This is a genomic window from Butyricimonas hominis (assembly GCF_014287455.1).
In the GTDB taxonomy this organism is placed as follows: Bacteria; Bacteroidota; Bacteroidia; order Bacteroidales; family Marinifilaceae; genus Butyricimonas; species Butyricimonas muris.
Map to the genome: position 1 here is coordinate 223,717 of NZ_JACOOH010000004.1, position 26,880 is coordinate 250,596.

General features: G+C 50.9%; 29 protein-coding genes, 3 tRNA genes and 2 pseudogenes. 15 read left to right on the forward strand and 19 right to left on the reverse strand.

Annotated elements, in window-relative coordinates; all coding sequences use genetic code 11:
- Positions 1–17: 17 nt before the first annotated feature.
- Together H8S64_RS09945 and H8S64_RS09950 are read left to right on the forward strand one after the other, a co-directional pair.
- Positions 18–779, forward strand: coding sequence for a UDP-2,3-diacylglucosamine diphosphatase (locus H8S64_RS09945; protein ID WP_186975963.1), 762 nt, complete (start codon positions 18–20; stop codon positions 777–779).
- Positions 780–851: 72 nt separating this feature from the next.
- Positions 852–2,387, forward strand: a complete 1,536-nt coding sequence (locus H8S64_RS09950) for a YifB family Mg chelatase-like AAA ATPase (protein WP_186975964.1) — start codon at positions 852–854, stop codon at positions 2,385–2,387.
- Between the two features lie 86 nt (positions 2,388–2,473).
- Here the strand turns inward: H8S64_RS09950 and H8S64_RS09955 are convergent, their stop codons facing one another.
- From H8S64_RS09955 to H8S64_RS10000, 10 genes are all read right to left on the reverse strand, one after another.
- Positions 2,474–3,145 carry an inorganic pyrophosphatase gene (locus H8S64_RS09955; protein ID WP_186975965.1) on the reverse strand — a complete coding sequence of 224 codons (672 nt, stop codon included), beginning with the start codon at positions 3,143–3,145 and terminating at the stop codon, positions 2,474–2,476.
- Positions 3,146–3,188: 43 nt separating this feature from the next.
- Positions 3,189–3,764 (reverse strand): D-sedoheptulose 7-phosphate isomerase, encoded by a 576-nt coding sequence (gene lpcA, locus H8S64_RS09960; RefSeq protein ID WP_099291657.1) that lies wholly within the window; start codon positions 3,762–3,764, stop codon positions 3,189–3,191.
- 23 nt (positions 3,765–3,787) lie between these two features.
- Complete coding sequence (locus tag H8S64_RS09965) at positions 3,788–4,732, reverse strand: LysR substrate-binding domain-containing protein (RefSeq protein ID WP_099291656.1); 945 nt, start codon at positions 4,730–4,732, stop codon at positions 3,788–3,790.
- 9 nt (positions 4,733–4,741) lie between these two features.
- Entirely contained in the window at positions 4,742–5,890 is a 1,149-nt protein-coding gene (dnaJ, locus tag H8S64_RS09970) for a molecular chaperone DnaJ (protein WP_186975966.1), read from the reverse strand.
- A gap of 17 nt (positions 5,891–5,907) precedes the next feature.
- Positions 5,908–6,477: a nucleotide exchange factor GrpE gene (gene grpE / locus H8S64_RS09975; protein ID WP_099291654.1), complete on the reverse strand. Its 570-nt coding sequence runs from the start codon at positions 6,475–6,477 to the stop codon at positions 5,908–5,910.
- Between the two features lie 189 nt (positions 6,478–6,666).
- Complete coding sequence (gene radC / locus H8S64_RS09980; protein ID WP_099291653.1) at positions 6,667–7,362, reverse strand: RadC family protein; 696 nt, start codon at positions 7,360–7,362, stop codon at positions 6,667–6,669.
- 146 nt (positions 7,363–7,508) lie between these two features.
- Complete coding sequence (rpsT, locus tag H8S64_RS09985; RefSeq protein WP_099291652.1) at positions 7,509–7,760, reverse strand: 30S ribosomal protein S20; 252 nt, start codon at positions 7,758–7,760, stop codon at positions 7,509–7,511.
- A 28-nt stretch (positions 7,761–7,788) separates the two neighbouring features.
- Positions 7,789–7,860 (reverse strand) — tRNA-Glu (locus tag H8S64_RS09990).
- A gap of 24 nt (positions 7,861–7,884) precedes the next feature.
- A tRNA-Glu gene (locus H8S64_RS09995) sits at positions 7,885–7,956 on the reverse strand.
- A 28-nt stretch (positions 7,957–7,984) separates the two neighbouring features.
- Positions 7,985–8,056: transfer RNA gene (locus tag H8S64_RS10000), tRNA-Glu, on the reverse strand.
- A gap of 271 nt (positions 8,057–8,327) precedes the next feature.
- On the opposite strand from H8S64_RS10000, the gene rsmI reads away from it, so the two are divergent.
- On the forward strand, positions 8,328–9,026 hold the full coding sequence (rsmI, locus tag H8S64_RS10005; RefSeq protein WP_099291651.1) for a 16S rRNA (cytidine(1402)-2'-O)-methyltransferase: 699 nt from the start codon (positions 8,328–8,330) through the stop codon (positions 9,024–9,026).
- A gap of 165 nt (positions 9,027–9,191) precedes the next feature.
- On the forward strand, positions 9,192–10,331 hold the full coding sequence (locus H8S64_RS10010) for an ATP-binding protein (RefSeq protein ID WP_186975967.1): 1,140 nt from the start codon (positions 9,192–9,194) through the stop codon (positions 10,329–10,331).
- A gap of 4 nt (positions 10,332–10,335) precedes the next feature.
- Here the strand turns inward: H8S64_RS10010 and H8S64_RS22975 are convergent, their stop codons facing one another.
- A complete protein-coding gene (locus tag H8S64_RS22975) occupies positions 10,336–10,686 on the reverse strand; it encodes a DUF4143 domain-containing protein (protein ID WP_494545990.1) in 351 nt (116 codons plus the stop codon).
- A pseudogene (locus tag H8S64_RS10015) lies at positions 10,681–11,465 on the reverse strand (ATP-binding protein); the annotation flags it as partial. The gene H8S64_RS22975 and the pseudogene H8S64_RS10015, both read right to left, overlap by 6 nt.
- A gap of 470 nt (positions 11,466–11,935) precedes the next feature.
- On the opposite strand from H8S64_RS10015, the gene H8S64_RS10020 reads away from it, so the two are divergent.
- Positions 11,936–12,466 carry a hypothetical protein gene (locus tag H8S64_RS10020; protein ID WP_186975968.1) on the forward strand — a complete coding sequence of 177 codons (531 nt, stop codon included), beginning with the start codon at positions 11,936–11,938 and terminating at the stop codon, positions 12,464–12,466.
- The gene (locus H8S64_RS10025; protein ID WP_186975969.1) at positions 12,463–13,047 is read left to right on the forward strand and encodes a DUF3575 domain-containing protein; all 585 of its coding nucleotides are present in this window, start codon (positions 12,463–12,465) and stop codon (positions 13,045–13,047) included. Before H8S64_RS10020 ends, H8S64_RS10025 begins: the two co-directional genes overlap by 4 nt.
- A gap of 40 nt (positions 13,048–13,087) precedes the next feature.
- Here the strand turns inward: H8S64_RS10025 and H8S64_RS22900 are convergent, their stop codons facing one another.
- On the reverse strand, positions 13,088–13,243 hold the full coding sequence (locus H8S64_RS22900) for a hypothetical protein (protein ID WP_237962011.1): 156 nt from the start codon (positions 13,241–13,243) through the stop codon (positions 13,088–13,090).
- On the opposite strand from H8S64_RS22900, the pseudogene H8S64_RS22905 reads away from it, so the two are divergent.
- The 3 genes and pseudogenes from H8S64_RS22905 to H8S64_RS22780 form a co-directional block, all read left to right on the forward strand.
- Positions 13,244–13,315 (forward strand): annotated as a pseudogene (locus H8S64_RS22905) (hypothetical protein); the annotation flags it as partial.
- A 261-nt stretch (positions 13,316–13,576) separates the two neighbouring features.
- The gene (locus H8S64_RS22545) at positions 13,577–14,209 is read left to right on the forward strand and encodes a hypothetical protein (RefSeq protein WP_255469501.1); all 633 of its coding nucleotides are present in this window, start codon (positions 13,577–13,579) and stop codon (positions 14,207–14,209) included.
- A 252-nt stretch (positions 14,210–14,461) separates the two neighbouring features.
- A complete protein-coding gene (locus H8S64_RS22780) occupies positions 14,462–15,490 on the forward strand; it encodes a FimB/Mfa2 family fimbrial subunit (protein ID WP_186975971.1) in 1,029 nt (342 codons plus the stop codon).
- A 226-nt stretch (positions 15,491–15,716) separates the two neighbouring features.
- On the opposite strand, the gene H8S64_RS10040 is transcribed toward H8S64_RS22780, so the two are convergent.
- Positions 15,717–15,938, reverse strand: a complete 222-nt coding sequence (locus H8S64_RS10040; protein ID WP_186975972.1) for a hypothetical protein — start codon at positions 15,936–15,938, stop codon at positions 15,717–15,719.
- Between the two features lie 132 nt (positions 15,939–16,070).
- A complete protein-coding gene (locus H8S64_RS10045) occupies positions 16,071–16,235 on the reverse strand; it encodes a hypothetical protein (protein ID WP_186975973.1) in 165 nt (54 codons plus the stop codon).
- A 475-nt stretch (positions 16,236–16,710) separates the two neighbouring features.
- Here H8S64_RS10045 and H8S64_RS10050 point away from each other — a divergent pair, with 475 nt between their 5' ends.
- Entirely contained in the window at positions 16,711–18,186 is a 1,476-nt protein-coding gene (locus H8S64_RS10050; protein ID WP_186975974.1) for a hypothetical protein, read from the forward strand.
- A 420-nt stretch (positions 18,187–18,606) separates the two neighbouring features.
- On the opposite strand, the gene H8S64_RS10055 is transcribed toward H8S64_RS10050, so the two are convergent.
- On the reverse strand, positions 18,607–18,870 hold the full coding sequence (locus tag H8S64_RS10055) for a hypothetical protein (RefSeq protein WP_186975975.1): 264 nt from the start codon (positions 18,868–18,870) through the stop codon (positions 18,607–18,609).
- Between the two features lie 672 nt (positions 18,871–19,542).
- Here H8S64_RS10055 and H8S64_RS10060 point away from each other — a divergent pair.
- Positions 19,543–20,619, forward strand: coding sequence for a BACON domain-containing carbohydrate-binding protein (locus H8S64_RS10060; protein WP_186975976.1), 1,077 nt, complete (start codon positions 19,543–19,545; stop codon positions 20,617–20,619).
- Positions 20,620–20,642: 23 nt separating this feature from the next.
- Positions 20,643–20,912, forward strand: coding sequence for a hypothetical protein (locus H8S64_RS10065; RefSeq protein WP_186975977.1), 270 nt, complete (start codon positions 20,643–20,645; stop codon positions 20,910–20,912).
- A 152-nt stretch (positions 20,913–21,064) separates the two neighbouring features.
- Here H8S64_RS10065 and H8S64_RS10070 read toward each other — a convergent pair whose 3' ends face one another.
- Both H8S64_RS10070 and H8S64_RS10075 read right to left on the reverse strand, forming a co-directional pair.
- Positions 21,065–21,280, reverse strand: a complete 216-nt coding sequence (locus tag H8S64_RS10070; protein ID WP_186975978.1) for a hypothetical protein — start codon at positions 21,278–21,280, stop codon at positions 21,065–21,067.
- Positions 21,281–21,605: 325 nt separating this feature from the next.
- The gene (locus H8S64_RS10075; protein ID WP_186975979.1) at positions 21,606–22,352 is read right to left on the reverse strand and encodes a hypothetical protein; all 747 of its coding nucleotides are present in this window, start codon (positions 22,350–22,352) and stop codon (positions 21,606–21,608) included.
- Between H8S64_RS10075 and H8S64_RS10080 the strand changes: the two genes are divergently transcribed.
- Both H8S64_RS10080 and H8S64_RS10085 read left to right on the forward strand, forming a co-directional pair.
- Entirely contained in the window at positions 22,239–23,369 is a 1,131-nt protein-coding gene (locus tag H8S64_RS10080; protein WP_186975980.1) for a hypothetical protein, read from the forward strand. The genes H8S64_RS10075 and H8S64_RS10080 overlap by 114 nt on opposite strands.
- A 115-nt stretch (positions 23,370–23,484) precedes the next feature.
- Positions 23,485–25,701: a hypothetical protein gene (locus tag H8S64_RS10085; protein ID WP_186975981.1), complete on the forward strand. Its 2,217-nt coding sequence runs from the start codon at positions 23,485–23,487 to the stop codon at positions 25,699–25,701.
- Positions 25,702–25,970: 269 nt separating this feature from the next.
- On the opposite strand, the gene H8S64_RS10090 is transcribed toward H8S64_RS10085, so the two are convergent.
- On the reverse strand, positions 25,971–26,111 hold the full coding sequence (locus tag H8S64_RS10090; protein ID WP_186975982.1) for a hypothetical protein: 141 nt from the start codon (positions 26,109–26,111) through the stop codon (positions 25,971–25,973).
- 15 nt (positions 26,112–26,126) lie between these two features.
- On the opposite strand from H8S64_RS10090, the gene H8S64_RS10095 reads away from it, so the two are divergent.
- Entirely contained in the window at positions 26,127–26,771 is a 645-nt protein-coding gene (locus H8S64_RS10095; protein ID WP_186975983.1) for a DUF6266 family protein, read from the forward strand.
- The last annotated feature ends 109 nt before the right edge of the window (positions 26,772–26,880 follow it).

Below are 26,880 nucleotides of genomic sequence, written 5' to 3' on the forward strand. Positions count from 1 at the left end.
AGAACGAACATATCATCATGCAGGGTAAGAACGTTTATTTCCTCTCCGATGCACACTTGGGTGCCAAACTATTGAAAAATAACCGGGAAAGGGAATTGATGCTCGTGGATTTTTTGAAAAAGATAAAACCCGTTTGCTCGGAGCTCTACCTGTTGGGTGATATGTTCGATTTCTGGTTCGAATACAAACACGTGGTTCCCAAAGGACACGTGCGCTTTCTGGCAGAACTCGCCAATTTCACCGACAGCGGGATAAAAGTTCATTTTTTTACCGGAAATCATGACATCTGGGCGTTCGACTACTTGGCAAAGGAATGTGGGGTGATCCTGCATACCTCTATGTTCGAAATCGAAATGAACGGGAAATCCTTCCTTATCGGACACGGCGACGGACTCAACCCGAATGACAAAGGCTATCTTTTCCTCAGCAAAGCCTTCCACAATCGTTTCCTGCAAAGATGCTTCCGGCTGATTCATCCCGACTGGGGTATCGCTTTGGCAAACAGATGGTCATCACACTCCCGACTAAAAGGAAACGGGAAAATAGACGCAAGAGAATACTTGGGAGATGACAAAGAAGAGATCGTGCTGTATTGCAAGAAAGTATTGCAGGAACGGCACATCGATTACTTCATTTTCGGTCATCGCCACCTTCCCATCTTTATGCAACTGGCGGAATCCAGCTATTATATCAACACGGGAGACTGGATTACTCATTTCACGTATGCCAAATTCGACGGAGAAAAAGTTTCACTGGAAAAACTCGAAGAGAAAAAATAACCCTATCCATTTTGTTTCCGTGTAAAATAATCCTAACTTACCTGCCTGTATGTGAAATAAAGATCGACAGTTATGTTAGTCAAAATATTCGGCGGTGCCGTGTACGGCATCAATGCTATTACAATTACAATAGAAGTAAACATCCTCTGGGGTGCTAAATTCATCATCGTGGGATTACCGGATAATGCCGTGAAAGAAAGTCAACAACGCATCGATTCCGCCCTCCGGGAAATAGGACTTAAAATCCCGGGTAAAAGAGTTATTATCAATATGGCTCCCGCCGACGTGAAGAAGGAAGGCTCCGCTTACGATCTCCCGATAGGTATCGGTATTCTGGCTGCCAATGAACAACTTCCTGATGCCGACTTGGAACACTACGTCATCATGGGCGAATTGTCCCTTGACGGAAGCCTGCAAGCCGTAAAAGGCGTACTGCCCATTGCCATTCACGCGAAAAAAGAAGGATTCAAAGGAATCATCCTCCCCCATCAGAATGCCAATGAGGCCGCTGTTGTTCAAGATTTCGAGGTATATGGCTTCCGGCATATCAACGAGGTCATTGCTTTCTTGAAAAAAGAAAAATCATTCTCCCCCGCGGTGTTCGACCGGAAAATCATGGAACAGCACTCCGACAACGAATTATTGGATTTCAAAGACGTTAAGGGACAAGAGAACGTGAAAAGAGCCATGGAAATCGCCGCCGCGGGCGGACACAATATGATCATGATTGGCTCACCGGGCTCGGGAAAGACCATGCTCGCCCGAAGATTACCGACAATCCTGCCGCCCATGACCACGGAAGAAGCTCTCGAAACAACCAAGATACACTCCGTCGCGGGAAAAATACAAAACAACAATTCCCTGATCGTCAACCGTCCTTTCCGATCCCCCCACCACACGATCTCGAACGTGGCTCTTGTCGGTGGCGGCTCTTGGCCTCAACCCGGGGAGATTTCACTGGCACATAACGGAATATTATTCCTTGACGAACTACCCGAATTTCAGAGATCTGTACTGGAAGTTTTACGCCAACCGCTGGAAGACCGGATGATTTCCATCAGTCGTTCCAAATTCAGCGTGGAATACCCGGCAAATATCATGCTCATCGCTTCCATGAACCCCTGCCCCTGCGGTTACTACAATCACCCCACCAAAGAGTGCAACTGTCCGCCGGGAGCCGTGCATAAATACCTGTCCAAAATATCGGGTCCCCTGCTTGATCGCATTGACATACATATCGAAGTCGTCCCCGTCGAACTGGATAAAATGACCAGCAACACCGAAAGCGAACCCAGTGCCGCCATTCGCGAGCGGGTGATTGCCGCCAGAGAAATACAGACTGCCCGATTCCGCGAGCATCAAGGCATATATTGCAACGCCCAGATGACGTCACCTCTGTTGAAAAAATATTGTCTTTTGGATGATAGATGCACCGCCTTGCTGAAAATCGCTATGCAACGTTTCGGCCTATCAGCCAGAGCATACGACCGCATCATAAAACTATCCCGCACAATAGCGGACTTGGAACACAGTGAAAAAATAAAACCCGAATACATCGCCGAAGCCATACAGTATCGCAGCCTCGATCGCGAAGGGTGGGGAGGATAAAAAAATTCAGTGATTTTATGATTGACGATTAGGTGATTATAGAATCACGAAATCAATCAATCGACAATCACAGAATCAATTCACGTTTAAACCCGACTCAAGATATCCTCCAAGCCTTGGAAGTGATTTTTGTAGTCTTCCGCACTTCTACGAATCACCTCGTAGGCTTCTTCCTTATTATACACGTGGGTAATTTCCGTGCGGCGTTCTTCTCCCGGAAGATCCTTGTAGGTCAGGAAATAGTGTTTCAAACGATCGATCACCACGTGTGGCAACTCGGATATATCGTTATACACGCTATACGTGGCATCATGTTTCAACACGGCGATAATCTTATCGTCAGCCTCGTTCTTGTCCAACATACGGAATCCCCCGATCGGGCGAGCCTCTGCAATAATATCCCCGTGGGATATCGTTTTCTCTGTCAACACGCAAATATCCAACGGGTCGCCGTCACCGTGTATATCCGCCCGCTGGGTTTGCTCCATGCAATAGTCAGCAACCAGATCCCCGCAATAAGTCTGCGGCAAAAAACCGTACAACGCAGGAACCACGTTTGAATACTTCTGCGGACGGTCAATCTTGATATAACCGCTCACTTTATCCAACTCGTACTTCACCGTATCGGTAGGCACCATCTCGATAAATGCTGTCACCACTGCCGGAAAATCCGGCCCGATATCCAACCCATGCCACGGATGTGACTTGTACCTCAACCCCATCAATCGGGCGATAGGGTCATTAATTTTATTTCCCATAACTATTTCGTTTAAAAAAAATATGTGTCATACACCTTTATATCTATTCACCGAACAAATGCAACTCGATCTGTTCTATCAAGATGTGAATAATCTTGATATGAATCTCCTGTATCCGGTCGGAATAACCATTCCACGGGACACAAATATTCACATCGCATAAATTCTTCATCTTACCGCCGTCCTTACCTGTCAGCCCGATCACCAGCATTCCCCGATCATGCGCTGTATTCACGGCATTCACGACATTTGCCGAATTACCGGACGTGCTGATAGCCAGCAGGACATCTCCCGCTTTCCCGTGCGCCTCCACGTACCGGGAAAACACATAATCAAAACCGAAGTCATTCGCTACACACGTCAAATGCGTCGGGTCGGAAATCGCCACGGCAGGCAATGCCGGGCGGTCACCCCTGAAGCGTCCTGTAAGTTCTTCCGCGAAATGCATGGCGTCACTCATGGAACCGCCATTACCGCAGCTAATCACCTTACCGCCGCTTTTCAGAATCCGGGATAATATCTCGGCTGCCAACCCGACCTGTTTCAACTTCTCGTCATCCGCCACAAAATCAGCCAACACCTGCTGTGCCTCTAAAAAACTCTTCTTGATACTATCCATCTTCTTAGGGTATTACATTTATCTTATTTTTTCCATTCGACGATCCTCCCTCTTTCCTTCTTCAACATTCCCGGGGGGACCACCTGTTTGATATCCTCGCAAAGCAGGTCTATCAACTTCTGCTTCGTATAGTGGCGCGAATAAATGACGCTCACCTCCCGCAAAGGCTTATAGGTCGTGAACGAACGAACTTGCTTTTTTTTCTCCTCCGTCATATACAACAATGCCAGTTCCGGGATTAAAGTAAAACCGCCTTCCCTATCCACGATCTTCATCAATGTTTCCAACGAATTGCTCTCGAAATCAAAGGGCAGGTTCTTGTGCTGCGTGTCGTGCATATCGCACAAGTTCACCACTTGATCGCGAAAACAATGACCGTCACCCAGCATCCATATATCGGGAGTGGCGATATCCTGTATTTCTACGTCTTTCTTCTTCAAAAGTTCATGACCGGCGTGAGCGTAGATCATCATTTCTTCATAAAAGACGGGGCGTTCCACGATCTTCTCGTCATGGAAAGGCGTAACAAAAATGCCCGCGTCCAACGTGTCCCGTTTCAATCGCTTGATAATCTCTTCGGATACCAACTCCTCAACCTCGACCTTCACGGCTGGATAACGGCGGATATAATCCCCTATAAAAATAGGTAACAGGTAGGGGGCCAACGTGGGAATAATCCCGATCTTCAAAGAGCCTGCCACCTCCTGTTTTTCCTCGTTGATAATTTCTTTTATTCTTTGTGTCGCCGATAAAACCGTCCGTGCCTGAGCGATCAGTTTTGCCCCGATATCCGTGGGCACCACCGGTTGTCGGCTCCTGTCAAAAATGATTACACCGAGATCGTCTTCCAACTTTTTGATTTGCATACTCAGCGTCGGCTGTGTCACGAAGCAACTATCCGCTGCCGTGGCAAAATGCCGATGCTCGTCAACGGCTACAATATATTCCAGTTGTGTCAGTGTAATCATAAATTTGTTCTATTCAAAAAAATCCTTCATCTTGGAGAATATGCTTTTCTTGTCATTACTTCCGGGCTTGAATCCAGTCGTTTCTTTCATTTTCTCCACTAACTTTTTCTCGTCTTTCGACAAGTTCTTCGGAATCCACACGTTCACCTTCGCCAACAGGTCACCTTTCCCGTACCCGTTCACGTCCGGCAAACCTTTTCCGCGCAAGCGCAATATTTTACCCGGTTGAGTTCCTGCCTCTATTTTCACTTTCACCTTGCCCTCTATCGTCGGAATCTCTACCGTTTCTCCCAGAACCGCTTCGGGGTAACCGATAAACACGTTATACAACAAATCATTGCCGTCCCTTACCAGATCAGGATGCTCGTCTTCTTCCACCAGCACAATCAAATCTCCATTCACACCTCCGCGACGGGCAGCATTGCCTTTACCGCCCAATGACAGCTGCATCCCTTCAGCCACCCCTGCCGGAATATTAATCGTGATCACCTCTTCCGACAACAACACGCCCTCTCCGTTACAATAGGTACATTTCTCGTTAATAATCTTTCCTTCACCCTCGCAAGTGGGACAGGTGGAAGTCGTCTGCATGGCACCGAGAATTGTATTCTGCACTCGGGTAACCTGTCCCGAACCGTTACAGGTCGAGCAAGTAGTGAAAGACTTCCCGTCTTTCGCACCCGTGCCGCTACAATGCTGGCAAGCCACGTATTTTTTCACCTTAATTTTCTTTTCAACTCCGGTAGCTACTTCTTGCAGGTTCAATTTCACCTTCACCCGCAGATTCGTACCCCGGTTCACCCTACGGGCTGAACGTCCGCCCCCGCCGAAACCACTGAAGCCGCCAAAACCGCCCATCCCACTAAAGATATCCCCAAAATGAGAGAAGATATCATCCATGCTCATGCCTCCACCACCGAAACCACCGGCACCACCCATCCCGGCGTGTCCGAACTGGTCGTAACGGCGCCTTTTATCGTCATTGCTCAACACATCGTACGCCTCGGCAGCCTCCTTGAACTTCTCCTCTGCCTCCTTGTCACCCGGGTTCTTATCCGGATGATACTTCAATGCCAGTTTGCGATACGCTTTTTTTATTTCAGTAGCATCGGCATTTTTAGACACGCCCAACACTTCATAATAATCTCTCTTTTCCATTACCACGCAATCTTAATTTATTCGCCTACAACCACTTTCGCGAAACGCATCACCTTATCGTTCAAATAATATCCTTTCTCGATACAATCCAGCACTTTCCCCTTCAATTCGGGAGTCGGTGCGGGAATAGTGGTCACAGCCTCGTGAATATCCGTGTTGAAATCCACCCCGTCCGTCTCGATCTCCTTTACACCGTTTTGCGTTAGGAACGTCTTGAAATTAGCATAGATCAAATCCACCCCTTCTTTCAAGGCTGCCACATCCTTTGACACGCTCATACTCTTCAAGGCTCTCTCGAAGTTATCCACCACAGGCAGAATATTTGTCAATATCTGCTCCCCGGCACTCTTCGTCAATTCCATTTTCTCTTTCAAAGTACGTTTCCGGTAATTATCAAATTCCGCCGACAACCGCAGATATTTGTCATTCATCTCCGCCAGCTTTTGTCCCAACTCTTCCAATTTACTCTCTTCCTTTTTGCAAGATTTATCCTCTTTCTTCTTGTGAGACTTTTCTTCTACCTCATTCTCAACATTCTGTGACTCCTCCAGTTCTTCCTCGTGAGTCGCTCTCTTCTCTTCTGACATATCGTATATATTTTTTTATGAATAAACAAATTAAGCTACTTTTTTCAAGCAAAATCCCTGCCAACAAGTCAACATGCCACATTGACAAACAAAACGAGTGTCAATGTGGCACAATATGCTGCCACAAAGATATAACAATTAAGTGATTTACGCCCTCAATCTAAAATCTAAAATCATCAAATCTAAAATTCACAACATCCCATTATCCGCGAAACTATAATATCGATCGGGGCAAACGATAATATGATCAAGCAGAATGATATCCAACAACCTTCCCGCTTCCTGAATCTTTTTCGTCAGAGCAATATCCTGCGGACTCGGACGATTGTTACCGCTAGGGTGGTTGTGCGCGATAACGATAGAACACGCTTTGGCTTCCAACACTTTCCGGAACACCATCCGGATATCGATAATCGTGTTTTCCATACCTCCGGAGAACAAACGTTCACATGACTTTATCCGACAGGCACTCGAAAGGGTAACCACCCAGAACTCCTCGTGATCCAAATCCCCGATGAGCGGTTGCAGATAGTCATACAGATCCCGGCTTGTCGTCAGCACGGGCTCTTCTCGGGCGGCAGCCAACGCTCTGCGCCGCCCGATCTCCACCGCGGCGATAATCGAGGCTGCTTTTGCCATGCCCACTCCCCTGTAACGGTTCATGAAATCCGTCACGGACAAGCGCGCCAAAGTATTCAAGTCATTATTGCAATCCGCCAGCATACGCCGGGCAAGATCAAGAGCAGACTCCCCGCCGCTTCCCGAGCGCAACAGGATAGCGAGCAACTCATTTGTGGAAAGCGTGGCGACGCCGTTCGCCAACATCTTTTCCCGGGGCTTATCATCCTCCGCCCACGAGGAAATAGGAATATATTCTCCAGCCATAACCTTATCTTTACAGCCGGTAATGTAACCATTTTTTTCAAAATAAAAAAAAATCTTAAGAATAAATTCTCAAGATTACCCGACACATAAAAAATAAAGGTAACAAGCTCAAGACCTATTACCCTAATATCTTATGTCTATTGAAATTACAGCTTATTCACGTGCAAAGCCAACTTCGATTTCAAGTTTGCAGCTTTGTTTTTGTGGATAATATTCTTTTTCGCAAGCTTATCTAACATAGATGAAACTTTCGGTAACAAATCTGCTGCAGCCTCTTTCTCAGTCAACGCACGTAGTTTCCTAACGGCATTTCTAGCAGTTTTAGCGTAGTAACGATTATGTAATTTTCTCTTCTCGCTCTGCCGTATTCTTTTTTCTGATGATTGATGATTTGCCATCTCTACAAATTAATTTAATTCAACTTTGTAGTCCGTACGGGAATCGAACCCGTGTTACAAGAATGAAAATCTTGCGTCCTAACCCCTAGACGAACGGACCATTAAATATCCACTACCTTCTCGGTAGTCCGTACGGGAATCGAACCCGTGTTACAAGAATGAAAATCTTGCGTCCTAACCCCTAGACGAACGGACCATCGCTAAGCCGATTATTATCAGCTTTGTAGTCCGTACGGGAATCGAACCCGTGTTACAAGAATGAGAATCTTGCGTCCTAGCCCCTAGACGAACGGACCATATTTTGCTTTAGCGGTTGCAAATATACGGCAAATTTCATTCCAACCAAAGAAATCACTATTTTTTTTTCACTAACACACGCTTTTAGCGATATTTACGTCCCCAAATCTCTGTAAATCACCCCAAACACTCGGCGGGCATCTCCTCTCTAAAAGAGAAATATCGTCAAATTATGAATAAAATCATAGATATATTCCTACCTTTGCGGATATTAAATCGTTGAATCTTGAAACCTCACTTTCAATTTTCAACTTTCAATTTTCAAATTATATGGCAAAACTGTACCTTATCCCTACCCCCGTCGGCAACCTTGAAGACATCACGCTAAGAGCACTCCGTATATTAAAAGAAGTACCTCTCGTGCTTGCCGAGGACACCCGCACATCCGCGAAATTGCTCAAGCATTACGAGATCAACACCCCTCTGCTCTCGCACCACAAGTTCAACGAGCACCAGCAAGTGAGCCGCATCGCCGAACGCATCGCCCGCGGAGAGGACGTCGCCTTGATCAGTGACGCGGGCACACCCGGTATCTCCGATCCCGGCTTCCTGCTCGTCCGTACCTGTATAGAGCAAGGTATAGAAACCGAATGTCTGCCCGGGGCAACTGCCTTCGTGCCCGCCCTCGTCAATTCGGGGCTTCCCTGCGACCGTTTCTGCTTCGAGGGATTCCTGCCGCAAAAGAAAGGACGGCAAAAAAAACTCATCTCCCTCGCCGAGGAAGACCGCACGATGATTTTCTACGAATCCCCTTTCCGCCTTGTCAAAGCGTTAGAGCAAATGGCTGAATTTTTCGGGGAAAGCCGCCATGCCTGTGTTGCCCGCGAGATCAGCAAACTCTTCGAGGACTTCCAGCGGGGTACTCTCAAAGAACTGATCACACACTTCACCGAAAAAGGTGTAAAAGGCGAAATCGTCATCATCGTCGAGGGGAAACCCAAAAAGGAAACGGAGGAAGATTCCGAATAAATGTCACAGAAAATGTCACAGAAAATAGAAAATTCCATATCTTTGTTTTGTGAAAATCAAAAGTTGTGCTTTAGATTTTCATGATTTTCTAAAGTTGTACTTTAGATTTTCATGATTTTCTAAAGTTATACTTTAGATTTTCATGATTTTCTAAAGCACTATACAATGATAACAAGATACTTAAAACTAGACGATGCTAAAACAGAAAGCATTTTCCTATGGGGAGCACGACAAACGGGGAAAAGTACATTGCTAAATAGTTTATTTCCCGAAGCAAAATATTACGACCTGCTAAAAGCAGATGAATTCGAACGTTTACACCGTCGTCCGTCACTTTTACGGGAGGAACTTATGTTATCCGGAGAATCGGACTTAGTCATTATAGATGAAGTACAGAAAGTTCCGGAACTATTGGATGAAGTGCATTGGCTTATCACCAATCGGGGCATTCGTTTCATATTATGCGGGTCAAGTGCACGAAAACTAAAACGAAGCGGAGCAAATCTACTAGGGGGACGTGCCGTGCGAAACGTACTCTACCCCTTTGTTAGCGAGGAACTCCCCGACTTCAATCTGATACGCGCTGTCAACAACGGTATGCTTCCCAGACATTATTTAATAGAAAACCCGCATAAACGCCTACAAGCATACATTGGCGACTATTTACAAGAAGAGATACGAGCGGAAGCACTAACAAGAAACTTGAATTCATTCAGCCGTTTCCTTGAAATTGCAGCTCTTACAAACGGGGAAATTGTCAATTATAACAACATTGCCACCGATGCAGGTGTTAGCGCACCCACGATAAAAGAATATTTCTCCATTCTATCCGAAACCATGTTGGGATATATGATTCCGGCATACGCGAAAGCCATCAAAAGACGATTAATACAATCTCCAAAATTCTATTATTTCGACGTGGGGATTGTCAATTATCTAACAAAACGTCATGAACTAGCTCCCGGCTCCGTCGATTTCGGGCATGCTTTTGAACATCTCATCATTCAAGAACTCATCGCTTACCTCGGGTACACTGACAATACCAATACCCTATCTTATTGGCGCACGACATCCGGCTACGAGGTGGACGCGATACTGGGAGATGCCAAAATTGCTATTGAAATCAAATCCACGGAAGAAGTACAATCCCGCCACTTGAAAGGATTAAAAGCTTTTAGCGAGGAACATCCCGAGGCGCGCCTAATCGTCGTGTCACTCGATCGCACCCCACGCGTCATGAACGGTGTAGAAATTTTACCGGCAACCGATTTTTTGCATAAACTCTGGAAAAGACAAATTATTTAACCGCTTACACGAATTCCAAATAATTATCCCTGTTCACCACGTGATACTCCGCGTGAGGGTATGCTTCCCCGAAGGCTTTCGGCACAGGAGGCATTTTGTTTCCCCACTTGATCTCCAAGGCGGTAAGTTGCTCGGCGTGCACTTCTATTAAATCTATCTCTTGCTTGTCATAAGTGCGCCAAAAATAGAACTCTTTCCCTGTTCCGTCATTCAAACTCCTCTTTCGTCGTTCTCCTATCAAGTAATTTTCCCAAAGCGCACCGGCATCCTGCCGGATAGCCAAAGGCGAAAAATTCCCGATAATAGCATTCCGAATACCATTGTCATAAAAGTACCATTTCCCGGCTTTAGTCACTTCCTTGCGCAAATTGCGGGAATAGGCTCCCAAGCGATACACGACAAACACTTTTTCCAGCAGATCGAGATACTTCTCTACTGTAGTCTTGCTCATGCCAAGTTGTTTTCCCAGTTCTTCATAAGAAACTTCGCACCCAATTGAAAGGCAACGAGCCGGAGCAACTCTCTCATTTTATTAGAATTCTTCAAGCCGTCAATAGTTAGAATATCCTTCAACAGATAAGCACTGACGATATCACGCAGGTAATCTGTCTTGCATTCAAAACTACCAGCCATCACTACCTCCGGATACGAACCGTAGATCAAGCGTGCCTCCAGATTCCGGCGAGTATCCAGTGCCGTTTCCGTCTGCGCTATTTCACGCTGGGAAAAAGGCGTAAGCAAAAACTGTGTACCCCGACCGACCAATGGCTCCCCGGTCTTATTAAGCAAGTCAAATGATGATGACGCACTTGCCAACACACGGATACCATCGACTTCATCCACGATCAGTTTTAGTATATTGCCGATATAAGGAATGTTCTGTGCCTCATCAATAGCAAGCAATTCTACTCCTTCCAGCAAATGACGATAGTTCGCTATGGTACGATTTTCCAACAGAGCCAATGTGTCAAAATCCTCCCCGTTCAGCATCATCGCTCGTCCGGGATAATTGTCTACCAACTTACGCATGAGAATCGTCTTACCCACACGTCGAGCGCCAAAAATCAATATAGCCTTACCGGGCGTTATCCATTCTACAATCCGATCTTCAAGTATTCGTTTTATCGTTTCCATAATTGTATTCCATAATCATAAAAGATAGGTATTTTTTCCAAATGGCGATTTTTACATTAAAATCGTACTCCACACTGGCGATTTTTACAAAACACTCGTTTACAGCGTCCAAAATACTTCTCGCATAATAAAAGGCATAGGAAAACGACAACTTACTCTCCCCTAAAGTAAAGATTTACAAAAACATAGAGTACCAAAAACGAGATTAAAAATATATCAAAAATCGTTGAATTTATGATACAAAGGTATTGTTTTTTTTGTTAATGGACTAAATAAATTCAAAAAAACGCAAACCTTTGCGTGAGTTTGACATCTAACATTCTTGATATCAATTATATATCAACTCAATAATATTACATTAAATATATAAAATCATATATTACCTGTATAGCTATAATATGGTATTTTAGTACACTCTTTTTTATATTATTAAACGAACGTTTAATAATACGTGAAACAATCTTGAAAAGATGCGTGCAAGTGAGGATCGCAACATTGAATATCAAGACAGAACAGGAGGATTGTGTTTAACAGCAAACATTTATCCTAAAAGCTGTCGGATAGAAAAAAAGGCTTCAGATAAAAATCTTGTGATTATTATTCTGGACGGAGACGGTATAGTTTCTATACCCGGATTCGACCGTTGTCGGGCGGGGAAAGGTAAACTTGTTTTCATCCCGGCAAACACGGCATGGGAAGTGGAAATATTCAATCCGGGACAAACCTTGGAAATACAATTCGCCGACCTCAATAATTTCTATTGCGAATTGTATTTCCGTTCGCTACTCCCTCTCTGCAACGATATCACTCACACGCTGCAACCCTTGTACTCCTGCCCCGCTATTGACGAGTATGTCGAGCGCGTCGTCGAAATGCTATACAGGAAGAGAACCCGCGAACTGTCAAACGACTACGAGTTATTCACCATTTTTGGGGTGTACTATCCCAGATCAGTTATTGCTAACTTTCTCTATCCTTTTCTTAAAACCCTCGAACTATGAAAAAACACGCGTCCCATCATATCACGACATGGGTAGGTATCGGCTTACTGTTATTACTAACCGTCACCACGACACAGGCACAACGCCACGTGGCGATAAAAACCAATCTCCTGCATGCCGCCACCGCGACGCCAAACTTCGGTATCGAGTTCGCCGTCCATCCCCGCCTGACCGTGGATCTTTGGGGAGCCTACAACCTTGTAGATTTCAAGGGCAACACCTCCCTGCGCCATTACCTGTTCCAACCCGAACTACGCTATTGGTTCTGCCGCACTTTCGAGGGACACTTCGCCGGGGTACATGCTCTCGTCGGACGGTTCGATATCGGGGGCGTATCCTTTATCAAGAGCTTGAAAAACTATCACTACCGGGGACCTCTCTTCGGGGCGGGTGTCACTTACGGTTACCATTGGGTTGTCGGCAAACGGTGGGGCGTGGAGGCGGCATTCGGACTGGGCTACATTCGGCTGCGATACGACAAGTACCAATGTTCCGGTTGTGCCGATATCAAAGCTCGCTACAAACGCGACTACTTCGGTCCCACGAAAGCCGCCGTGACACTCATGTTTTTTATCAACTAAACACGAGAAAATGAAAATAATACCTTATATTATATTATTCTTATTCCTCGCGAACGTTACCGAAACCGCCACCGCGAACACCACCGTGCCGGACACCGCATTCTTCCACCCGCGGGTAAGCGTGACTCTCGAACGGGTATCGCTCGCCGACGACAGCGTCACGGTACAACTGTCGGTAACTACCCGCAGTCTTCAATTGTCGAGGAAAGCATCCGTCACCATTATACCCCTGCTCGCGAGCAAGGGCAAGGAAAATCCCCTTCCCGCCGTCATCATCGCCGGCAAGCGCAGGGCAAAGCTCGACGCCCGGGAAACAGCACTCACTCGGCTTCCCGACAAAATTTACCGGGAACTACGCTTCCGTCGGGGACATGACATCACCCTGCAATATACCGTCACAGTACCCTATAGCCCGTGGATGCGCGATGCAGCTCTCGGCATTCGCTACCTTACCAGCGAATGTCTCGCCGACGAAATTCTAGGCGTACAGACAGTCATACCCGACGTGTCGCTCACCGACGAGTACACCGTGTTGCGCGATGACCACGCGGCACTATCCGACAGCCTGCGGCAAGCTCGCGAAACCATCCGGCAATTCGTCGTGCTGAAAGAAAGATTACTCGATTCCCTCGACGCACTAGCCGACCATTCTTGCCGGGGAATCATGTATCTCGCCTATCCCGTCGGGAGGACACCCCTCCTGCCCGATTTCGGCGACAATCGACAGGAATTGTCCCGCATCGACAGCGTACTGCGTCCTTTGTTGGCGGATACCACTGTCACCATCCGTTCCGTCACGCTCACGGGTTACGCTTCCCCCGAGGGAAAATACGACCACAACGCGCACCTCGCCGCCCTGCGGGTGGCAAACGTGCTCAAGCACCTCTGCCGGGCATACCCCGCGATAGACCAAACCTTATTCCGTGCCTACTCCGTCGCCGAAGACTGGGAGGGTACAGTCCGGCTTCTGCGCGAATCCGACAAACCCTACAAGGAAGAAGTACTCCAAATCATCCGCGAATGCAACATCTTCGACGGCAGGGAAGCACGCCTCATCCGCCTCCGCAACGGCGACCCTTACCGCGATATGCTCAAAGATATATTCCCCCGCCTGCGACGCACGGAGTTCGTGGTGGAGTGGGAGAAAACAATTAACAATTGAAAATTGAAAGTTGAAAGTTGAAAATGAGAAAGATTTAGAATAATAGAGATGAAAAGTTTACCGAAGACGAAAGAGTATTCCAGCTCTCCCTCTGTTTATAGAGGGAGCACCCCGGAAGGGGGAGGGAGTTGTGGCACTACCGCCTCAACAAACTCCTCCGTCAGCTCCGCTGCCACCTCCTCTATAAACAGAGGAGGAGCTGGAATACCGTCCCCAACACCGGTAAAACAACCTGCAACTTGCCGCGGGCAAATGCAACTTGCAACCTGTAACTCGCCGAAGGCGACTCTAAATCATAAATCTAAAATCAATCGGTTTTTTAATCTTAAATCGTCAATCATAAATCTAAAATTAATTTTTTTCCTCACCAGCTGCACCCTCGACCCCGAACTGTCTGTCTGTCCCTACAACGTGTGGGTGGACTACACTTGCAGTGACGGGCAATCCATCACCTCGGGAGAATTTCCCGCGGCGGGCATCCGGCAATTCGTTTACGACTCCATCGGCTTGCTGGTGGGCGAATTTCCGGGTGACTCATGCCGTGCCGGGGTGGGAACGTTCCGCCTTCCGCCGGGTAAATACAACCTCATTACATGGACAAACACCTTGCCCGACGGTTGCACCTTCCGGAACGTTACCCCCGACACGAGCCACCTGCCCGAGAGTCACCTGCATCCCCGACCGCGGGACAACGCCTCCCGCCACGGCGGCGACGACATCCCGCACCACCTCTGCGTCGGGCGGCTCTACCACGGGAACACCTCGTTCACCGTGCCCCGCCACGGCGTCACCCGCCTCCGGGTGGGGCTGATGCACGCCCACGCCCGGCTGAACCTCACCGTCGAGTGGGCGGACGGGGTGCTGCCCGCCATTGCCCGCAGCGACGGCGCTCCCGTCATGTGCGTCGAGGGCATACCCCTCGGCTACCGCTTCACGGGAGGCTCCCCGTGGGGCGACTATACCCTTCCCTGTCATGACGACGAGGCAGGCAAAGGCACGTACACCGTGCAGGCGGGCTTCGCCGGCGGCAAGGTCAAGGCGAACTTCACCACCTTGCGGCTCACCGACGAATGTCACCCCACCGTCCACCTCACCCGTGACGGCACGCCACTCATCACCCCCGTCGACCTCAGCACCTATTTCCGGACAATGGGTATACGGCTCACCGACAACATACGACAAGAATTCGACCTCACCATACAAATCGGCAAAGACCAAACCCTCATCTTCCAAACCAACACCTCCGGGTGGGAAGAGGGAGGAAACATCGGAGCCAATTAACAATTGAAAATTGAAAGTTGAAAATTGAAAATGAAAAGAATGAAAGATATAGAAACTAAAATAAATAAACAACAATGAAAGCACACCCTACCATACCCGCGCCCCCCGACAACCTGCAACTTGCCGAAGGCAAATGCAACCTGCAACCTGTAACTCGCCACAGGCGAATGAATCGCAGGCGAACCCTTTGGCGAACCCCTCATTTTCAATTTTCAATTTTCAATTTTCAATTGCTTCTCGTGCTAATAGCCGTAGCTTGCACCGACGAAAAGCCGTTCGACACGACCGATCCCACCCTGCCCGTCCGCCTGAACCCCGGCGAGCAGGCGGTCACCCTCACTCTCGGCGGCATGGGTAAAGCGGCGACAGCCAAAAGCGAGGCGGGTATTCTCTCCCGGGCAGACAATAAAATAATTGAAACCGAAGCCGTTGTCAACACGCTCGACATCTACTGCTTCGTCAACCTCGCGCAGGACGGCAACGATGCCACCGCCAAGGCGGACTATACCCTCGAACGCATGTACAAGTACGCCCCCGGCGGTAATGGCAACGACTTCACGCTCGTTCCCGATGCCGACGGCTACCGTGCCGCCATCGGCATTCCCAAGGACGACCGCCTCCGCCGTTTCCTCGCCGTGGCAAACGACAACAATACGGCAAGGACATACACGGCAATCCCCGTCGGCAGCGACCGGACAAGCGCCACCCCGTACGCGGACATAGCGGCATGGACAGGCGCAAACACAGGTATCGATACCTACCTCCCCGCCACCGGCACCGTCCCCAAACGCCTCGCCATGAACGACGGAAGCTATACAGAGGTGGACGAACCCTTCTCCGCCGAGTACCTCGCCGAGGGGCTTCCCATCACCCTCTACCGCCTCGTCGCGCGTCTTGACATCAGCAACCCCGCCACCACGGGATTCACGATTACCCAAATCAACGGAAGTTACAAAAGCAACATCATGTTTTTCCCTCCCTACACGTTAGAGAAACGAGGTATGCAAATAGGAACGTCTTCCGATATCAGCAACGCCGAATACATCGCGGGTGCTCTCTACCTCTACCCTTATTCCGGCGAGGAGAAAAACAAAATCACCATCACCGGCACTCTCAACGGCACGTTACAAACCATCACCGTCGAAGCAACGCTCAAGCCCAACACCCACTACCTCCTCCGCGTGCGCAACGACGGGAACAACGTCAGTGCCACCATCGAGGTGGCGCCGTGGAACGAGGGCAGCGACATCGACACCCCGCTCCCCGGCGAGTACAACACGGCATACACGCTCGCACCCGCCGTTAGTGGCGGTCTCGTGAACAGAGCCATCGTCAATCGGGGCAAATACGCCGCCGACATCGAACAATCCGCCCGCGTTATTCGGGTATATTCGGGTACGGACGCATCGTCCTTCCTTACCGTCACGGGAGCCGACGGCAACTCCGCCCCCGTGGGCATCGTCATCCCACCCGAATTTGCAGACAAGATTAAAATCGGGACAAGCACCACCACCCCGTCCGGGGCATGGCAAACCACCCTTGGTGAAGTCCAAAGCGACGATAGCGGAGGAGGAGTGCCTCCCATCCTCCAAAGCGTGAGTTTAACGCCCGGGGACACCCCCGCAAGCGGTAGCGGCATATCCGGGAGAGCAGGGACAGGCAGCGTCAGTACGCAAAAGCTATGCCCTGAAAGCTGCGCTCTCACCTTTATCATCCGCTCCGCCGACGGTTCGTACAAATACGACGAATGGACTCTCGTGCTCGATATTTTAAATAATAACGACACCCCGGTATCCGATTTTCCCGCGGTAAAAGTATTCGATAACGGCACGACCACGGACATCACCGAACCGGACATGACGCTCAACACCGCCGTCTACCTGCCGCCATTCGCATCCGCCAACGACGCCAACACCGTAATCCCGACAGGAAAATATATTTGTGTATCCTCCACCGAGGGTAACAGGAAAACATTATCGGCATACTCCACCGAAGACTGGCTCTACGTTTCATCCTCCGATATCGAATTAATGGATGGTATCCCCCCGCTTTACGTCTATGCCGTCGGCGACAACCTCACCAGCAAAGAACGGCAAGCACAACTTGTCACCCGCCGGGCTCTCGTCGTCAACGACGATATGGGCTCTCCTACCGACACCATCATAGAAGAACGCCGCTATACCGTCATACAGCAACCCGTCACCGCCGAAGACGAGGCACGAATGGCATCATCCGCCGCCATACGCCTCGAAAGCGGGCACAAAACCGACGAGTTGTACATCAAGGACAACACCATCCACGTGCCTCCGTTAAACTCGAACATGAGCAGTGGCGGCGGCATACGCCCCTCGGCAACAAGAATCTCAACATTATCGGACAACCTCTCGCCATTCTCCATCCTTACCCCGGGAGGCAAACCGGTAATCATCAACCTGCCGGACGTGGACTGGATAACACTCGAGACTTCATTCTACCCGTCCCGGCATATCCCTTCGGACGGAATGATTTCCCAAAACGAAAAAACACCTCCCGGCTTCTTCCGGCAATTCCTACTCCAGCTGAACACCACGGGGGCTGACCGCCAAGCATACTTCGACATCATCACCCTCGTCGACGGCAAACAGGTAACCACCACCTACTGCGTCATACAGCACCCCGAACCCGAAAGAGATACGGATGTCGGAGAAGAAATGTAAAAGAAATTTAGAATGAAAAGATTTAAAAACATAAAGATGAAAAGACCTAATATAGAAACGGGAACTACCCCCTCCAACTCCCCCTTACACAGGGGGAGAGGCACAACGCGAGGAACAACCAAGCGGTTTCATTTTCAATTTTCAATTTTCAATTTTCAATTGCTTCTCGCGCTCGCGCTAATAGCCTGCACTTCAGAGAAAATCATCGACGACAACGGCATTGACCTCCGCGAGGGCGAGCAGCTCGTATCCATTCGTCTCGACGGCATGGGCAACACCGCCGTACCCGTCGGACGCGCAGGCGACGACACACCGGCTACCCCTGCCGAGAACGCCATCGAGGAACTCACCATATACAGCTTCATCGGCATCAATCCCGAGGGCGGTACCTACGACCCCGCGGCAGCGGAAAGCGGTCGATTATATACATTCGATTTCACCCTCGAGCGGGTGTACCGCTACAAAGCGGGCAGCGATAACAACGATATGCTCCTCTCCGCCGACGGCAACGGCTACTCCGTCGCCATTCCCGTGCAAAAGGACTCGTACTATCGCCGCTTCTACATCAAGGCGAACGCCAGGAATGCCCCCGCCTCGGCAGTTGCCGTCCCGGTATACCAAACGGGAACCACCCTCGCCGACCGGACAAACGCTACCGTAGACCGATGCAACGAGATGAGTCACACGCACTCTAATCTGTTAACAAATACCGACAAACTGATCCTCCCCACCACCGACTCGGCAGACGCCATACGCCCGCCCCTTCCCGCCAGCGGCATAGCCTTCTGGAAAGAAGAACTCACGGGCGGCTACTTCAAGGAGCACGATATATTCTCCGCCAACGACCTTGCCCAAGGACTGACCGTTACCCTCTCCCGGCGAGTGGCGCGCTTCGACATCAGTAACCCCGCCGCGACAGGATTTACCATCAACAGCATCCACGCCGCCAACGTCGACTACAGGAACTGTTTCCTGTTCGGGAGCTCTACGGAGAATGGGGACAGGACGTATCTCAACAAGCACCCTCTAGCCAACGCCACTTTCATCCCGGCGGCACTGTATCTTCCCTACGGCTATTACAGCAGCAGCAATCCGCTCTTCATTTTCATTAACGGCACCTTTCACGGCGTCGACATCGAACTGACCGCGACAACAGGATGGATAAATGCCAACACCCGCTACGTCATCAACATCGTCAACTCCGGCACCAACGTCTCCGCCAACATCACCCTTGCCGACTGGACGGACGCCAACAGCAACATCGACAGCGACGACCTCTACGGCAGGCTCAACCCGGAAGCCAACATCACCATCCCGCAAAAGGGATACGACAGTTATATCAGTAAAAAAGACAACGTGATTACCATATTGTATGATGCTACCTCATACGAGAACCCATTCCCGGGCATTAACATCAGCGGTGCAGCGGGCAACACGCGTCCCGTGGGCATCATCATTCCCGACGACGTGAAATGGCTTGTCACAGACAAAGCGAGCGAGAACACCAACGGGGGAAGCTACGCTGTCACGGTCACCGCGGTTGCCGAAGATCCTGAACGCGAAAGCGAAGTATACGGTGCAAGCACATACGATAAAGCCACCCCACCCTATACCCCGCCCCGGGAAACCACCCTTACCCTTGTCACTAACGCCGACGGGAAAAACATACATCACGAGTACCGGGTGGTACAGGATTGGATATTCCCCAATGTATTCACGCTAAGCACGCAACTCGCCCGGGGAACCTTCGCGGTACCCGCGGGATGCACCTTCGACCAAAGCACCCGGACGATTACCCTCCCGCCCTTCCAGAAAGGATATCTTTACTATACCGGAGACCCGGTAGCCGGAATACTGAAAGACCAATCTTGGCTCCACCCCCAACGAGAAAATCTCAGGGTAAACCTCAACGCCGACGATAACTTCCAAAGTTCCTCCCCCCGCTCCGTCACGCTGACCATACGGGTATGGGACGATGCCACCTCCGGAATCATCACCGAGGACTACACGATTACCCAATCCGCCGGGAACTTCGATCCCGCCCTCCTCACGACCGGAGTAACGGTGAACAGCACCACGCTCAGCGGCATTACCGTGACCGACGATGCCGTCATGATCCCGGACAACTACAACTCCGGCACAACCAATCCCTCATACGCCGATGCCCTGCTGCTTGTCGGCAAGGACGAGAAAGGCTTCATCGCCACCGTCCCCCCGGAACAAGACTGGCTCTGGCTGGAAGTACCCCTATATGAAACGATGCAATACTACCCGGCACACGACGGAAAATACGTCCGTCGCATCCGTGTGGACACCAACACAGGAGGGGCGGAACGCTCTGCCGACATCAACATTCTTTACCGGGATGCCGGCGGCAATATCGCCCGCAAAACCATCCGCATCACGCAAGGCGCCGGCGGGGGAACGATATAACAATTGAAAGTTGAAAATTGAAAATGAGAAGATTCCCGAAGCCAAAAACTATTCCAGCTCCTCCTCTGTTTATAGAGGAGGTGGCACGGAGTGCCGGAGGAGTTCTTATCACGATATACAAAAACTCCCTCCCGGCTTCGCCGTACTCCCTCTATAAACAGAGGGAGAGCTGGATTACAGTCACTAACGCGAGGGAAGCAACCTGCAACTCGCCGCAGGCGACTCTAAACAGAGGGAGAGCAGAAATAGCCTTCCGCTTCGAGAAGTCATTCAATCTAAAATCATCAAACTAAATTAATAAGCAAACCATGAAACAACACCCTACCATACCCGCCGCCCCCCGCAACCTGCAACGTGCCGAAGGCAAATGCAACCTGCAACTTGCAACTCGCCGCAGGCGAACCCTTTGGCGAACCCCTCATTTTCAACTTTCAATTTTCAATTTTCAATTGCTATTAGCGCTCGCGCTAATAGCCTGCTCCGACGAAACCGTTGACCAACCCGACACGCCGCACCTTGCCGCCAACGAACGGCTCGTGGAAATCGCCCTGCCGGGACTTTCCTCCGGGGGCAGCACAGCGGCAAACGCCGCCACGGACATCTCCCGTGCCGATATCGACAACATCGCGTCGGCTGGCGAGAATGTGATCAAACAACTCACCGTCCTCTGCTTCGTCAACCTCACCGCGAGCGGCACCGACGCCGCCACGCTCGATGACTACACCCTCGAACGCAAGTACACCTACGCCAGCGGCGGCGACGCCAACGACATCACCCTCGTCGCCGACGCCGACGGCTACCGTGCCGCCATCGGCGTCCCCAAGGACGACACCCGCCGGCGCACCTTCCTGCTCAAAGCCAATCAAATCGCCGCGGGTAGTGTCACCTACACCGCCGTCCCCGTCAGCGGTGCCGACCGCACTTCGGCAACCACCTACGCCGCCGCCCTCAACGAAACCTCGGCAACTCTCCCCGGCAACACGAACCTAGCCTGCCCGCTCCTCATGAGCGCACGGGTTACCCGCACCGTCATCACCGGGGCGGGTGAATACATCGACGACCCCGTCTTCACGCAAGAAGACCTTGCCAAAGGCATCTCCGCCCGCATGATACGCCGCGTGGCACGCATCGACATCAGCAACCCCGTCACCACCGGGTTCACCGTCACGGGCATAAAAGCCGCAGGCAACCCGTCCGTACCCCTGTTCATCGATGATTTCAGCGGTTATATGCAACAAGACTACCCGGAAATAACACTTTCTAACGCCGCCGCAATACCCGCCGCCATATATCTCTACCCGGTATCCGGCGATAGTGACAACGCCGAGATTACCCTCTCCGGCACCTACGCGGGCAACCCCGTCACTCTCGGCATCACAACTAAAATACTCCCCAATACCCGCTACACTATTGCCGTGCGCAACGACGGCAGCAACCTGCACCTTAACATCACCGTCGCCCCGTGGAACGACGGCGGCACCATCGACACCCCCGACATCGCCGGCACGCTCAACAGCGAGCATCACCTCGCCACAACCTCCACCCTCTACGCGGGGCAGATACCCCACGGGGACTCTACCACCATCGACGGCAACCGCATCACCTACGCCACCACGGATTTGTTCACCTCCGGCGGCGGATTCCTCGAAATCCGGGGCGCCGCGGGTGACGCGAACCCCGTCGGCATCATCATCCCCGACGACTGCACGTGGATATACATCGCCGACAAGCAAACCGATGCCGACAACACCTACACCTGCCTGCTCGGGCTGTACGCCCCTGACGATATAGCCCCCGCATCGCGGGCTATAGGCAGACCCCAAACAAACTACCTAAAACGTCCCCGCGAGGCAGTCATCACCATCGTCACACGGGATGCCGGCGGCTACAACAAATACACGGAATACACCGTCTACCAAGAATACTACAACCCGACTCACGCCGCCGCAGCATTTATCATCAATATACAACCGTTTGCCGCCCTCGCAAGCGTGGACAACGCGAACCGCGTAATCCATCTGCCGCCCCTGCCTTACATTAACCTCGAATTTCTACCGGACAACAATATATCATTCGCATTTCCCCAAACCTACCCGGAGGAGGACTACCCGTGGATAGACATCAATAATAACGGCTTAAACGTCCCTTACCTCATGTACACCACCAATTCTGACAACAACGGGGAAGAACGCACGGCATACCTCCGTGTCCGCACCCGCAAGAACGGCGACCCGGCAAGCCCCGTCATCACCAATCGCTGGACCGTCATACAGGACGCCATGCCCAACGACGCCCTCCTCGCCACCGGGCACGCATTGCAACTACGCCTGCTCCCCGAGAAAGAACTACGCCTCGAGGGCGACACCATCTACATAAATCACGGGAATTACCATTCAGAATATTATAACATATATCTCCAATATCTCGCGAATCCCGATAACGAGGCACTAAAAAAAAGACTGGAACATGCTTTAAACTCATACCTCGACAACCTAGACATCGAGGATAACAATACCTGCCTCTCCGTCGTCGGGACGAACGGCATCCCCGCCTTCGTCACCTCGAACGACGACTGGGTACGCGTAACATACACGAGTGATGACCAAATCATCGTGTTTCCCCAAGCATACCTCCCACCCGCCATCGACCAAAAAATCCCCGACCGCATCGGCTCGTTCACCGTCCACATGCAGGGAGGTAAAACGAAGACATATTACATGAAACAAACACAAACCAAAATAACAGAATAATTGAAAATTGAAAATTAACAACGCCTCCCGGCAACAAGCAGAGCAACAACTTGCAACTTGCAAACCTGTAACCTGTAACCTGCAACTTGCCGAAGGCAATTTAAAACAAATAACTATGAATATCAAACAATTTTTTCGATTGGCTGTAGTAGCGCTCGCGTTGAGTGCGACAGCATGTAGTGACGAAATCGCGTCACAAGAAGACAATCAAGACTTAATCTTGAAAGACGGCGAAACCGCCGTGCAGATGAACATCGCCGGGGTAAACGGCAAAAGCATCGCCCGCGCGGCAAGTAACGTCACCCTTCCCGGCGAGGTAAAAATTGACAAACTCGACATCTATTGCTTCGTCGACCTCGACGCCCAAAACACGTCGGCAGCGGTAACGGGAGTCGACAACTACACCCTCGAACGCGTGTACCGTTACGTGGCACAAGGCAACACGAACGACATCGTGCTCACTCCCGACGGCGACGGCTACAAGGCATCGTTCGGCGTGGTGAAAAATGCCGACCGCAAACGAGCCTTTATCCTCGTGGCAAATGACGGCGAAACCCGCACCGTGGTTGCAAACACGGACATCACCGTAGGCAGCGACCGGAGCACGAGTGGCGGCGCCACCGCGTTCAGCGCCGTGAAGGCATGGAACGTCCTCGAGGCAGACCTCGCCGCATCCGCCGCGAACCTCGCCACCCCGCTCGTGATGCAATCCACGGCACCATGGTCGACATACAACACGGACGGAACGCTCAAGACCAGCAACGAGTATGACGCCGCCAAGCTCGCCGAGGGCATCAGCGTCGAACTCACCCGCCGCGTGGCACGTATCGACATCAGCAACCCGGTAGCCACGGGCTTCACCGTCACCGACGTCACCCTCACGGGCGCGAAGAACGCTACCCTGTTCGGTAACATCGCCGCAGCCGGTGCCAACCAAACCGTTGCCTTCGCGGAGAAAACCGTGACGAACGCCGAAGTCATCAACGCCGCCCTCTACGCCCTGCCGATGAACGCCAACGACGCCGACGGGGAATACCCCTCCGTGGCTATCAAGGGAAAACTCGGTACCACCGAACTCACCCTCACCGCTAAATTCGCCGGCGACCCGATGACCGCCACCACCAAAGGGATGCAACCCAACACCCGCTACGTGGTGAACATCATCAACACCGAGGGTAACCTCACCGCGTACATCACCATCGCCGACTGGGCATACGGCGAAACCGTCGATACCGACGACATCGCGGCGCGACTCAACTCCGGTGCTAGCTTCACGGCAGAAAGGGGCAACGGAATCGGATTCATAGACGACAACAACAAAACCCTTTACATCGGCAACCTCTCCTGCGCCGAGGGTACACCTTTCGCCACCATCACCGGAACGGACAACGACAAGCCCATCGGCATCGTGCTGCCGGACGATTGCAACTGGCTGAAAGTGGTGAACACCGCCACCACCCCCATGACCTACCAGCTTCAAGCTACCGACAAAACCGCCGACGAAAGAACACGTCCCCTCACGGTAAACTTGTCAATCATCACGTACGATGCCGCGAACAAAAAACAGGTTATCAACGAGTACCTCGTGTACAAGGAATATACCGACATGGCACACATGAACAAGTCCCTCTTAGGTAGCATATGGGACATGAATATCACAAGCGAGTCGCCTGTATTCCACCTGCCCCCGTTCGGTATTGACCTTGCAATAATGCGCGCATCAGACCTCATTATCCCGGAAGGATGCACGTGGCTCTTCAATAAAAAAGTAGAAGACCTCCACGGCACCAGTATCACCGACAACATAGGGAAACCCGAGCGCCAAGTAGTCGTGACGCAAAGATGGATACCGGGGGGAAGTGGACTCGCAACCAGAGAAGTCACCATTATCCAAAGCGGAACCGTTGACAAAACAATCCTCAGCCCCACTCACGAGATAGTGCTGAACAACGACCTCGTGAACCAAGGAAAGATAAAGTTCGACGAAACCCTAAGCACCATCATTATCGCGGGTAGCGGTCTGACTGCCGACGATATTATCTTCAATATCCGCGGTATTGCAGCTAGCGCAAGCGGCACACCGGAGCCCATCAAACCCATTATCGTGCAATTCGGAGAAAATTGCGACTGGTGGTCAAAACCACTCTCCGGAAGTTTATATTTATTGGAAAGCTCTTGGGGACACGAGTATAAAATACCCTTCCCGGTTTACTCGTCTGGCAAGAGCGGTCCGCGCGAAACGGAATTCACCGTCACCACGTACAACGGTAAACCGATAGAAAAAACCTATCGCCTTATCCAATTGGGAAGAAACACGTCAACGGTGAATTAACCACCCGCGACAAATTACAAGCGGAAAACGAAACTGTCCCGAAATTCCGGGTATTTACCCCGGGGTGGGGACAGTTTCCTCTCCAACTTGTAACCTGTAACTTGCCGAAGGCAAATGCAACCTGCAACTTACCGAAGGTAAACAATATCCACGTATCACCCGCAACGGCGCCCCGCGGGGCACGGCGTACCTTTATCCCGACAAAACCACCGGACAGAAGCCGGGGAAATAAAGGAGAGAAAAAGGGGTGATAAGCGATTAACTTCGATTCACCGCCTTGTTGCAAACGTGACACGACCACCCGCCAACGCGGGGAACACGGACGGACACCGGGGATACAGCGGGGTTGCCCCTCGCGTTCCGGTCTTTCTCCCGCCTATTTCCACGCTAACTGACGGATTAATATTCATTTAAAATCACGAACTATGGCAACATTCGAATCGAGTTTACTAGAAACCCTACGGGGAAAAATCGGAAATTTTATCATCTACAAAGTGAAACAACAGTACCGCATCCGCACGGCACCTACCGAATACCGCGACGCCAACACGCCGGAGCAACAAGCCAACCGGAACCGGCTCACCGCCTGCGTGCGCTTCTACCAACGCCTGCGGGAAACCCCGCTACGGGACGCATGGCGAACCGCCGCCGACAAAGCCGCCGCGTCATCCGGCTACTCGCTCTACTTGAAAACCAACATGGGCGTATTCCTGCCCGACGGCACAATCAGCGACTTCTCGCGCCTCACGCTCTGCCCGGCGAGCGGACTCAAGACTGCCGACAACATAATTGCCACCCGCAACACCGACGGCACGGTCACCCTCACGTGGAAAAACCACGCCGGAAAACAATCGCCGCGGAACACCGACCGCCTCGCGGTGGCATACCTGAACGAGAACCGGTCGTTCACCATCCGGTTCGTCAATCCGCTACCCGTGTGCCGCGACGACGAGCGAGCCACCTTCACCACGGAAAACACTCCCGGCATCGCGACACATCTCTACTGTTATTTCATTTCACGCGAGGGCGACGCTTACACCCCGGACACCTACATCAAATTGAACGATTAATATCAAAACAAAATACGAACACCCATGAACGAAGAAGAATACATCACCGACTATATCACCACTCTCGCGACCGCCGACATCGAACTATCGGGAAACACCCCCGCGGAAC